The sequence below is a fragment of the Kluyvera ascorbata ATCC 33433 genome (genome assembly GCF_000735365.1).
In the GTDB taxonomy this organism is placed as follows: Bacteria; Pseudomonadota; Gammaproteobacteria; order Enterobacterales; family Enterobacteriaceae; genus Kluyvera; species Kluyvera ascorbata.
Genome location: NZ_JMPL01000134.1, coordinates 1 through 10,749, shown reverse-complemented (window position 1 = coordinate 10,749; position 10,749 = coordinate 1). Strand labels below are relative to the sequence as shown.

The following is a 10,749-nucleotide window of genomic DNA, read 5'->3' as shown; positions in this document are numbered from 1 at the left end:
CAAAAGGTCTAGTACTTTAAGACGGCGGTGAGCGTTCTCGCCTGCTGTTCGTCGGATTATCGTCTTGCCCGATACAGTCTGCTGTTGCTTGATGAACCCACGAACCACCTGGATATCGACGGTAAAGCGGCGCTTGCGCAAACGCTTTGTGAGTATCCCGGTGGCGTGCTGTTGGTCAGCCATGACCGTCAGCTCATCAGCAATAGCTGTAACCGTTTCTGGTTGATTGACGAGAATGGTTTGAGCGAATGGCCGGAAGCTGACGCAGTGTACGAGCAACTTCGCCACCGTGCTTGTCCGGACGCACCGCGCTCCGTCACCGTCACAGAAGGGAACGTCACAACCGAAGCTGATGATCTGCTGGAGCGCTTAATTGAGCTTGAGTGGCGGTTAGCCGAAGATCTGGCGCGTAAGCCAAAACATCAGAAGCCGCAGTTGCAGCAGCGCTGGCGTGAGGAGATTGCAACCATCAATAATCAGTTAGTTTAACCTACCCATAGCCCGGCCTTGCACAGCAACGCCGGGTTTTCTCCCTACTCCAGATAATCCCGGAGTCGGCGTTCCGTCTCGTCCGGGCTACGTTTTACTGTCGCTCACGTTCTTGATATCGTCGTAGTTTACTGATGAACAAATGATGACCGCTTGATGACAAAGTTGTTAACGCTCAGTGCTATCAATATGAAAAACCACTAGATTCTTCCCACCCTTCGGCTTGCAATTTTCGTCATTATCACTAATCATTAATGAGTATTATTATCAAATACATATTAACCAGGAGTAGGATATGAAGGCTGCTGTTGTCACACATGACCATCAGGTAAACGTCACTGAAAAAACGCTGCGCCCACTGCAGCACGGTGAAGCCCTGTTAGCGATGGAATGCTGTGGAGTCTGTCACACCGACCTGCACGTGAAAAACGGTGATTTTGGTGATAAGACTGGGGTTATCCTCGGCCATGAAGGTATTGGGATCGTCAAAGCAATCGGTCCTGGCGTCTCCTCTCTTAAAGTAGGCGACCGTGCTAGCGTTGCCTGGTTCTTCGAAGGTTGTGGCCACTGTGAATACTGTAATAGCGGCAACGAAACGCTGTGTCGTTCGGTGAAAAACGCAGGCTATACCGTCGATGGCGGGATGGCTGAAGAGTGCATCGTCACCGCTGACTATTCGGTCAAGGTTCCGGATGGCCTTGATTCCGCCGCGGCGAGCAGCATCACCTGTGCTGGCGTCACCACCTACAAAGCGGTCAAAATCTCGAAAATCAAACCGGGCCAGTGGATTGCCATTTACGGCCTGGGTGGTCTGGGCAACCTGGCGCTGCAATACGCGAAAAACGTCTTTAATGCGAAAGTGATTGCCCTCGATGTGAACGATGAGCAGTTGAAGCTGGCTAAAGAGATGGGCGCGGACCTTATCATCAATTCACGCAGTGAAGATGCCGCCAGGCAGGTGCAGGAACTGACCGGCGGCGCGCACGCTGCGGTTGTTACCGCCGTCGCGAAAGCTGCCTTTAACTCTGCGGTTGACGCCGTACGTGCCGGTGGCCGCGTGGTGGCCGTTGGCCTGCCGCCGGAAGCGATGAGCCTCGATATTCCGCGTCTGGTGCTGGACGGTATTGAAGTGGTCGGTTCGCTGGTCGGTACCCGTCAGGATCTGACCGAGGCCTTCCAGTTTGCCGCTGAAGGGAAAGTGGTGCCGAAAGTGGCGCTGCGTCCGTTAAACGACATCAACGCTATCTTCAAAGAGATGGAATTGGGCCAGATCCGTGGCCGTATGGTTATCGATCTTCGCCATTAATGCCCTGAGCCTCTCCCTCACAGGAGAGGCTACTCTCAGGCCGCCACCAGCTTCTGTTGCCGTTGTTGGTAACGCGCATAAAGCAGCAAAGACGACATCGCCAGGAACGACAGCGCCGCCGCCGGCAGTGCCACCGAACTCCAGCCGAAATTCATCGTAATCATCAGCCCCCCGAAGAACGCACCTATCGCGCTACCAAGGTTAAAAGCAATCTGACCACCCGCCGCCCCTAGCATTTCACCGCCCTTCGCGTTCTGCAGCAGCAAAATCTGCAACGGAGCGGAAAGCGCAAATAGCCCCGCACAGCAGATAAACGCCAGCACCAGCGACGCGATTTTAAAACCACCTAGCGCGAAGATCAGCAGCAGCGCGACCACGATAACGAAATCGGTTGTTGCCGCAATACGCAGCGGGCTGTAGCGCCCGGAAAGCTTGCCGCTGAGAATGTTACCCAGCACCATACCCAGTCCCACCAGCATCATAATGAACATGATTGCCCCTTCGGGGAAACCTGAGACGTTCATCATAAACGGCTTGATATAGCTGAACCATGCGAACACGCCAGCGTTACCAAACATCGTCGCCGCAAAGATTAACCACGGTGCAGGACTTTTCAGAAAGTGGAACTGCTCACGTAGGCGCGCGTCGGATTTATCGAACAGCGTTGGCACCCAGGCAATAATCGCCACCAGCACCGCCACGTCAAACAGCGCAATCGCCAGGAAGGTATAGCGCCAGCTGAACTGATGACCCAGCCACGTCCCCGCGGGTACGCCAATCAGATTTGCCACCGTCATCCCGGCGATCATCCCCGCTACCGCCGCCGTCACCCTGCCACGCGGCGCAATCTTCGACAGAATAATGGCCCCCACGCCAAAGAACGCCCCGTGCGGAAAGCCCGACACCAGTCGCCCAATAGCCAGCATTGTGTAGCTCGATGACACGGTAAAAATAACGTTACCCAGCACACAGAGCGCCGCCAGCAGCAGCATGATTGACTTCAGGGAGAAGCGCGTGGAAAACAGCGCAATAATCGGCGCACCGATCACCACGCCGAAGGCATACCAGGAGATCATATTGCCTGCCGCCGGGATCGAGATCCCCACATCACGCGCCAGTTCCGGCAGCACGCCCATAATGCCAAACTCTGCCATCCCCAGGCCAAACGTGCCCAGCGCCAGCGCAAAAATTGTCTTTTTCATCCCTCTAATCACTTGTTTCTGTTGCGTTTGCAGAGGGGCATTATTGACCATTCATGGGAAGCAGACCAGACAAAAAGGTGCGGTAACGGGTTTATCCATATATACAGCGTGAATGATTCATATGCGATGCCGATATTAGTGCGTAATGCAACAGAAGAATATTTTCTGGAAGGCGGCGCGCAAAGGCTGAATCAGGCTAATTGTGTTTTAGCGAGAACGGCGGATAATCGTCCTATTCTTTACAAGGAGGTCATAATGAAATCGAACAACACGGTTAAGGAAATGCCGAAAAACACCATTCCAAACGGCTCAGTGAGTAACACCTCGCCTGGAGATATCGGTCAACTCAACAACGCTAACGAAGATCGTGAATTTATCAACAGAATGAACGGGTTTACGCAAATGACAGGGCTGTTATCCGATGATCCTTTTTACGAGGTACTTTAATGTGCCAACAGTTTGATGTTTATCGAAATCCATCGGAGAGGACCCGTCTTATTCATCCGTTTATTATGGTGATCCAACATGACTATTATGGCGATCTGTCAACACGCCTGGTACTTCCTTTAAGTAGTCATGCTTATTTAAACGGTTATTACCATCAGGCAACGCCGTTGGTGAATATTGACTTCCAGACAGTAGTAATCAATACGCCATCGATGACCAGCATAGATAAAAAGAAGCTTAGCAACCGCTATTTTGTCTGTAATTTACGCCATGCACGTTCAAGCGTGATATCGGCAATTGATGCTCTCGTCACCAACACTTGAGTATATTGAGATCACAAACAAAAAGAGCGGCTCAACGCTCCCCATCAAGGGACATCAAACCGCTCTTCACTTCCGGAAAAAATCCCTACTTCATCCCTTCCGAACTCTCTTTCTTCGCCTCTACTCGCTCAACTTCACGATACCAGCGCGGATGGTGTTTCTGCGCCCAGCGGCGACTCACCTTTCCTTCAATCATCCCTTTAATCGACCCTTTGACCCAGAACGCCATATACATATGGATAAGGATCGCGTGGATCAGGATGATAGCGGAAGCGGCGTGAATCAGCAGCGCGTAGCGAATCACCTGAATCGGGAAGAACGGCGCAAAGTAAGGACGCCAGATAATCACCCCGGTCACCAGCAGCACGAAAATCATGCTCATGATGGTCCAGAACATCATCTTCTGCCCAGCGTTATACTTGCCGACCTTTGCCACCTTATGCTCGTTGCCTTTCAGGACTTCGACAATCCCCAGTACCCACGGAATATCCTGCTTATCCGGAATGTTGTGATGCACGAAGCGGGCAAACATAAACATCAGCACCACGAAGATCAATACGCCGAAGAACGGGTGCAGAATACGCCCCATCTGCGGCGTACCGAAGGTTTCAGTCAGCCATTGCAGCGTCGGGAAGAAGAACGAAATCCCCGATACCGCCACCAGGAAGAAGCAGATAGCCACCGTCCAGTGACAGGCGCGATCGACAAACTTCGTGCGCACAATCATTTTCGACTTACTCATGGCCATCCTCCTCTTCGTCATCATCCACTTCTTTGTTCGGGCCAATACCAATGTAGTGATAAATCAGCCCGGCAAAGGTGGCGATAAAGCCCGCGGCGGAGAGCGGTTTCAGCGCTCCTTTCCACAGATTAATGCTGGTATCAATGGCCGGATCCTTCGGCAGCTTGTGATACAGCTCTGGCTGATCCGCATGATGCAGTACATACATCACGTGCGTTCCGCCCACGCCTTGCGGATTATAGATACCGGCATGCGGGTAGCCGCGTTTCTTAAGCTTATCGACGCGCTCCTGCGCCACGTCCAGCATCTCTTTCTTGGTGCCGAAGTGAATAGCACCGGTCGGACAGGTTTTCACGCAGGCCGGTTCCTGACCCACGCTCACGCGATCCACACACAGGGTGCATTTATAAACGCGGTTATCCTCTTTATTGAGGCGCGGAATATTAAACGGACACCCGGCGATGCAGTAACCGCAGCCGATACAGTTTTCCTGCTGGAAATCGACGATCCCGTTAGCGTACTGAATAATCGCCCCGGCGGACGGGCATGCCTTCAGGCAGCCCGGATCTTCACAATGCATACAGCCGTCTTTACGAATCAGCCACTCGAGCTTGCCGTTCTGTTCGGTTTCGCTAAAACGCATCACCGTCCAGGACTTAGCGCTCAGGTCCGCCGGGTTATCGTAAACCCCGACGCAATGCCCCACTTCGTCACGAATATCGTTCCACTCGGAGCAGGCCACCTGGCAGGCTTTACAGCCCACGCAGGAGGAGACATCAATCAGCTTGGCAACTTCATCCTTATAGTCCCGCGCACGAGGCGCGGGCGTAATCGGGTTAGTTGCAGAGCGTTTAATAATGTCTTGTGTTTCCATCGCCATTTAAACGCTCCTTACGCTTTCTCGATGTTAACCAGAAACGCCTTATACTCCGGCGTCTGCGAGTTGGAATCGCCGACGTTCGGCGTCAGGGTATTGGCGATATAGCCTTTACGCGCCACGCCCTCAAAGCCCCAGTGCAACGGAATACCGACGGTTTCGACCTGCTGCCCGTTCACGTTCAGGGTTTGCAGACGACGCGTCACCACCGCCACCGCGCGAATAAAGCCACGCTTGCTGCTGACGGTAACGCGATCGCCGTTGGCAATGCCTTTGGCTTTCGCCAGCCCTTCACTGATTTCCACAAACTGTTCCGGCTGCGCAATAGCGTTCAGACGCGCATGTTTAGTCCAGGTATGGAAATGCTCGGTCAGACGATAGGTGGTCCCGACGTATGGGAACTTGTCTTTCTTCCCAAGACGTACGGCATCTTCTTCGTACAGACGAACCACCGGGCTCGAAATGACGTTCGGGTGCAATGGGTTAGTCCCCAGCGGCGTTTCCATCGGCTCGTAGTGTTCCGGGAACGGCCCTTCTGCCAGCTTATCGAGCGCAAACAGGCGGCCCAGCCCTTCCTGTTGCATGATAAACGGATTGGTTTTGCTACCCGGCGGCGCTGTATTAAAGTCCGGAATGTCGTTACCGGCCCATTTAGTACCATCCCACTGGATCAGCATCCGTTTCGGATCCCACGGTTTGCCGTTAACGTCCGCCGAGGCGCGGTTATACAGCACGCGACGGTTCAGCGGCCATGCCCATGCCCAACCCAGCGTATTACCCAGCCCTGACGGGTCGGCGTTATCGCGGTTGGCCATCTGGTTACCTTTTTCGGTCCAGCTACCGGTGTAGATCCAGCAGGAGGAAGCCGTAGTACCGTCATCGCGAAGCAGCGCAAAGCTATTAAGCAGCTGACCTTTTTTGGCCACCAGCACGCCGTTGGCGTCATACAGGTCTGCCAGCGCGTAGCCGTTGTTCTCTTTCGCGACTTCTTCAGACTCAGGGCTTTCTGGCTGTTTGTAGTTCCAGCCCATTTTCAGCAGCGGTTCAACGCCTTTACCACCTTCGTTGCGATACATCTCGCGCAGACGGTGATAAATACCGGCCAGAATCTCGCCGTCGTTACGCGCTTCCCCCGGAGCGTCCTGGCCTTTCCAGTGCCACTGCAGCCAGCGGCCGGAGTTGGCAATAGAGCCATCTTCTTCGGCAAAGCAGGTCGACGGCAGGCGGAACACTTCAGTCTGAATCGTTGATGGGTCAACGTCGTTAGACTCGCCGTGGTTCTGCCAGAAGGTCGAGGTTTCGGTCACTAACGGGTCGATAACCACCATGTACTTCAGCTTGCTTAAGCTGCGTACTACCTTGTTTTTGTCCGGGAACGACGCAACCGGGTTAAAGCCCTGGCAGATATAGCCGGCGACTTTGCCGTTATCCATCATGTTGAAGTATTTGATAACGTCGTAAGCCTGATCCCATTTCGGCAGCCAGTTAAAGCCCCAGTCGTTATCTTTCGTCGCCGCATCGCCGTAGAACGACTTCATCAGACTGACGAAGAACTTCGGATAGTTGCTCCAGTAGTTCACCTGATCCGGCAGCAGCGCTTTTGGCGTATTGGCGGCCAGGTAGGTTTGCAGATCCGCCTGTTTGTCTGACGGCAGCGTCAGGTAACCGGTCAGACTCGTTGACAGCAGACCTAAATCGGTTAAGCCCTGAATGTTTGAGTGACCGCGCAAGGCGTTCACGCCGCCGCCTGCCATCCCCATATTTCCGAGCAGCAGCTGAATCATTGCCATGGTGCGAATGTTCTGCGCCCCAACGGTATGCTGCGTCCAACCCAATGCATACAGGAAGGTTGTCGTACGGTCTGCCGCACTGGTAGAAGCCAGCACGTCACACACTTTCAGGAAGTCCGCTTTCGGCGTCCCGCAGATGTTCTCCACCACGTCCGGCGTATAGCGGGAAACGTGCTGCTTCAGCAGGTTCCACACGCAGCGCGGATGGGTCAGCGTTTCATCGCGTTTGGCATAGCCGTTTTCATCGTACTGATAGTTCCAGGACGATTTGTCGTACTGGCGCTTCTCGGCATCGTAGCCGCTGAACAGGCCATCTTCGAAGGCAAAGTCATCCCGCACCAGCAGGCTGGCGTTGGTGTAATGCTTCACGTATTCGGCGTTGATCTTATTGTTTTCGATAAGATACAGCAGTACGCCCGACAGGAAGGTAATGTCGGTACCGGAACGAATTGGCGCATAGATATCGGCCACCGACGCCGTACGCGTAAAGCGCGGGTCGACGACGATAAGCGTCGCATCGTTGTTGTTCTTCGCTTCCATCGCCCAGCGGAATCCCACTGGATGGGCTTCTGCGGCGTTACCGCCCATCACCATCACGACGTTAGCATTTTTGATATCAACCCAGTGGTTGGTCATCGCACCGCGACCAAATGTTGGAGCAAGACTTGCTACCGTTGGTCCGTGTCAGACGCGCGCCTGGTTGTCTACCGCCAGCATGCCGAGTGAGCGCACAAACTTCTGCGTCAGCATGCCGGTCTCATTACTTGCCGCGGATGCGCACAGCATCCCGGTGGAGAGCCAACGGTTAACCGTTACGCCCTGCTCATTCTTCTCAATAAAGTTGGCGTCGCGGTCGGCCTTCATCAATTTTGCGATGCGATCGAAGGCTTCATTCCACGAAATACGCTGCCATTTATCTGAGCCAGGTGCGCGGTATTCCGGATAGCGTAGGCGGTTTTCACTGTGTACATAGTCCAGCAGCCCCGCGCCTTTCGGGCACAGTGCGCCACGGCTTACCGGATGATCCGGGTCACCTTCAATGTGGTAAATCGATTCCCGGGTATTTTTGGCTCCATCGCCCAGGCTATACATTAATAGCCCACAACCTACGGAGCAGTATGTGCAGGAGTTACGAACTTCTTTAGCGCGGAGTAATTTGAAATTTCGCGCCTGTGCTAACGCCATTTTTGGGGCAAACCCTAATGCCGCAGCCGTCGTCCCAGCCATACCGCCCGCGCAGATTTTAAAAAACTTTCTGCGGCTGACGTCCATTATTTTCCTCATTGTATGGATGTACTTCGGGAGAAAAACTAACAGCAATGCCCCTGTTTTTTTTGCGTCAAATCAATGTCGAAAACTGAGCCCCCCTTAATAGTCAGGGTCAGCGATTTTCATTAATCCTTTAGGGTTAGGTGTCGCGGAGAAATATCACCAGCCGTCGCAAAAAAATGTTATAACCGAAAACTTCGTTCGTAAAAGCATCAGGTTAGAGATGGATAATAAGAAAGCGACGCTAACGGGACTCAGCGCTATCGTCTTATGGAGCACCATGGTGGGGCTGATTCGCGGCGTCAGTGAAGGGCTTGGCCCCGTAGGCGGAGCGGCGATGATTTACAGCCTGAGCGGCCTGCTGCTCATCTTCACCGTCGGCTTCCCACAGCTGCGTCAGATCCCACCGCGTTATCTTGTGGCCGGTAGCGTGCTGTTTGTCAGCTATGAAATCTGTCTTGCGCTTTCGCTCGGCTACGCGGGCACCCGCCAGCAGGCAATTGAGGTCGGCATGGTCAATTATCTCTGGCCAAGCCTGACGATTCTGTTTGCCATTGTGTTCAACGGTCAAAAAAGTAGCTGGTTAATTATCCCTGGATTATTGCTTTCCGTTTTCGGCGTGACCTGGGTATTAGGCGGCGAACAAGGGCTGGATCTCAACGAAATAACCCGCAACGTCATCTCCAGCCCGCTTAGCTATATTCTGGCTTTTGTCGGGGCGTTTATCTGGGCGGCGTACTGCACCGTCACCGCCAAATACGCTAAAGGAAAAAACGGGATTACGCTGTTTGTTTTGCTAACGGCATTAAGCCTGTGGGTGAAATTCCTGCTAAGCAACCAACCGCCGATGGTCTTTAGCTGGCCGGTGGTCATTAAACTGGTGATGTGCGCCCTGGCGTTAGGATTAGCCTATGCGGCGTGGAATGTGGGAATTCTCCACGGCAACGTCAGCCTGCTGGCCGTTGCCTCTTACTTTACGCCCGTCCTCTCTTCGGCGCTGGCGGCGGTATTGCTCAGCGCCGCGCTCTCCTGGTCATTCTGGCAAGGCGCGGCGATGGTCTGCGTGGGGTCACTGCTCTGCTGGCAGGCCACCCGGCGGTAAATCAATTAGTCGCCGTAGAGCTTAATGCTCAGAATGTTAGTAATTGAACGACCGTTCCAGTGGTACTCCAGATGCTCTGCCTGCGTGACTTTTGTGACCAGGCAGGGCCGATAAAGCACATAGCAGGTGTGGCCTGTATGGCGCACTGAACAGTAATGAATCCCGTCTCTCCCCTGCATTTTCTGCGCCTGCGCAAAAACCTTCGACTGGCTGTAATCCGTGGCGTGATAGAGCGGCGATGAAATAAACGGCTCTTGGGTGATATCCGCTAAGGTTGCATCAAATTCGGTAAACAGCACCCGCATCTGTACTTTCTGCGCTGGCTCATTGGTATAACCAAAAATACGTTCCTGATGATACACCGTCTCTTTAATGGCGGTATCAAGCTGAGGGGCGCAGTAATAGCCGCCAAAATCGCCGGTGCTAAATCGCGCCCCTTCAGGATTGATATGCGTAAAGGCCGCCATCACATAGCTGCTGCCGTTTAGCCCGACCAGCCAATCGGCTTTCGGCACCCGCATCAACTCACCCGCCTGCTCAAGCAGCCGCTCGTTGGTCAGAGCTTCAACGGCCCAGACCGCTTCCAGCTCATCGCTGCTGGCAACGTCTTCGAACAAATCGATGGTGGGATAGCGGCTAGGGATGATCCGATACGCCGCGGCCCCGGTTAAATCAATGAGTGGTGGCGCTTCAGTGCTCAAGCCATGCCTCCTCGCCAGGACTGAAGCCGCGTGGCGACCTCATAAAGGTCGGCAACCCGGCCACCGTTCATCACGTCCATGGCCGAACGTCCAGCAAAGAAAGGATGCGAGTTCGGTTTACGCACCCAGCCGTAGATGCTGTCATCGGCGGTGAACAGTAACCGCAGGCACTTATGGATGTTCAGGATGTAGCTCATACGCTCCTGGATATCCGCGCTTAAGCGAATGCCGCCCTTCGATTCTTTGTATTTGTTCAATGTTGAACGTGAACTAATACCCAACAATCGAAGTTGTTCATCTGTGTTACATTGCCATTTTTCCAGAATGCGGAAGACAACCGGCAGCGCTTTGCTGGTGTCGACATTCCCGTTTACATGGCTTTCTTGTACTGTGGCCATATGCCCTCCCGTACGTTATCTCCGTACATCATCCGAAAAGAGGCGTGTACATTTAATAACGATTGTAGTGTAAATGTTCAATAATGTACACATCCACCTGAGA

General features: G+C 53.5%; 10 protein-coding genes and 1 pseudogene. 5 read left to right on the top strand and 6 right to left on the bottom strand.

All coding sequences use genetic code 11. The annotated features are described in order from the left end of the window. Positions 1-23: 23 nt before the first annotated feature. Positions 24-489: pseudogene (locus GKAS_RS20555) on the top strand (P-loop NTPase family protein); the annotation flags it as partial. Positions 490-784: 295 nt separating this feature from the next. Beyond that, on the top strand, positions 785-1,795 hold the full coding sequence (gene adhP / locus GKAS_RS20550; RefSeq protein ID WP_035896976.1) for an alcohol dehydrogenase AdhP: 1,011 nt from the start codon (positions 785-787) through the stop codon (positions 1,793-1,795). Positions 1,796-1,830: 35 nt separating this feature from the next. Here adhP and araJ read toward each other — a convergent pair whose 3' ends face one another. Continuing rightward, entirely contained in the window at positions 1,831-2,997 is a 1,167-nt protein-coding gene (gene araJ / locus GKAS_RS20545) for an MFS transporter AraJ (RefSeq protein ID WP_035896974.1), read from the bottom strand. A gap of 255 nt (positions 2,998-3,252) precedes the next feature. On the opposite strand from araJ, the gene GKAS_RS20540 reads away from it, so the two are divergent. Both GKAS_RS20540 and GKAS_RS24270 read left to right on the top strand, forming a co-directional pair. Beyond that, entirely contained in the window at positions 3,253-3,444 is a 192-nt protein-coding gene (locus tag GKAS_RS20540; protein ID WP_035896972.1) for a hypothetical protein, read from the top strand. Further along, positions 3,444-3,767 (top strand): CcdB family protein, encoded by a 324-nt coding sequence (locus tag GKAS_RS24270; RefSeq protein WP_072011449.1) that lies wholly within the window; start codon positions 3,444-3,446, stop codon positions 3,765-3,767. Before GKAS_RS20540 ends, GKAS_RS24270 begins: the two co-directional genes overlap by 1 nt. Positions 3,768-3,852: 85 nt before the next feature. On the opposite strand, the gene fdnI is transcribed toward GKAS_RS24270, so the two are convergent. The 3 genes from fdnI to fdnG are packed head-to-tail and all read right to left on the bottom strand — an operon-like array spanning position 3,853 to position 8,448. After that, a complete protein-coding gene (gene fdnI, locus GKAS_RS20535) occupies positions 3,853-4,509 on the bottom strand; it encodes a formate dehydrogenase-N subunit gamma (RefSeq protein WP_035896970.1) in 657 nt (218 codons plus the stop codon). Continuing rightward, complete coding sequence (fdxH, locus tag GKAS_RS20530) at positions 4,502-5,389, bottom strand: formate dehydrogenase subunit beta (protein WP_035896968.1); 888 nt, start codon at positions 5,387-5,389, stop codon at positions 4,502-4,504. Before fdxH ends, fdnI begins: the two co-directional genes overlap by 8 nt. Before the next feature lie 11 nt (positions 5,390-5,400). Then, positions 5,401-8,448 carry a formate dehydrogenase-N subunit alpha gene (gene fdnG, locus GKAS_RS20525; protein ID WP_147281535.1) on the bottom strand — a complete coding sequence of 1,016 codons (3,048 nt, stop codon included), beginning with the start codon at positions 8,446-8,448 and terminating at the stop codon, positions 5,401-5,403. A 220-nt stretch (positions 8,449-8,668) separates the two neighbouring features. Here fdnG and yddG point away from each other — a divergent pair, with 220 nt between their 5' ends. Beyond that, positions 8,669-9,547: an aromatic amino acid DMT transporter YddG gene (yddG, locus tag GKAS_RS20515; protein ID WP_035896962.1), complete on the top strand. Its 879-nt coding sequence runs from the start codon at positions 8,669-8,671 to the stop codon at positions 9,545-9,547. A 5-nt stretch (positions 9,548-9,552) separates the two neighbouring features. Here yddG and GKAS_RS20510 read toward each other — a convergent pair whose 3' ends face one another. Both GKAS_RS20510 and GKAS_RS20505 read right to left on the bottom strand, forming a co-directional pair. After that, positions 9,553-10,248, bottom strand: coding sequence for an RES family NAD+ phosphorylase (locus tag GKAS_RS20510; RefSeq protein ID WP_051910821.1), 696 nt, complete (start codon positions 10,246-10,248; stop codon positions 9,553-9,555). Further along, positions 10,245-10,646, bottom strand: a complete 402-nt coding sequence (locus GKAS_RS20505; protein WP_035896960.1) for an antitoxin Xre-like helix-turn-helix domain-containing protein — start codon at positions 10,644-10,646, stop codon at positions 10,245-10,247. Before GKAS_RS20505 ends, GKAS_RS20510 begins: the two co-directional genes overlap by 4 nt. Between the last annotated feature and the right edge of the window lie 103 nt (positions 10,647-10,749).

Excerpts from the sequence above, each read along its gene's own strand:
- adhP (WP_035896976.1), top strand. The coding sequence starts at position 785 with ATGAAGGCTGCTGTTGTCACACATGACCATCAGGTAAACGTCACTGAA.
- araJ (WP_035896974.1), bottom strand. The coding sequence starts at position 2,997 with ATGAAAAAGACAATTTTTGCGCTGGCGCTGGGCACGTTTGGCCTGGGG.
- fdxH (WP_035896968.1), bottom strand. The coding sequence starts at position 5,389 with ATGGCGATGGAAACACAAGACATTATTAAACGCTCTGCAACTAACCCG.
- GKAS_RS24270 (WP_072011449.1), top strand. The coding sequence starts at position 3,444 with ATGTGCCAACAGTTTGATGTTTATCGAAATCCATCGGAGAGGACCCGT.
- GKAS_RS20505 (WP_035896960.1), bottom strand. The coding sequence starts at position 10,646 with ATGGCCACAGTACAAGAAAGCCATGTAAACGGGAATGTCGACACCAGC.
- yddG (WP_035896962.1), top strand. The coding sequence starts at position 8,669 with ATGGATAATAAGAAAGCGACGCTAACGGGACTCAGCGCTATCGTCTTA.
- GKAS_RS20540 (WP_035896972.1), top strand. The coding sequence starts at position 3,253 with ATGAAATCGAACAACACGGTTAAGGAAATGCCGAAAAACACCATTCCA.
- fdnI (WP_035896970.1), bottom strand. The coding sequence starts at position 4,509 with ATGAGTAAGTCGAAAATGATTGTGCGCACGAAGTTTGTCGATCGCGCC.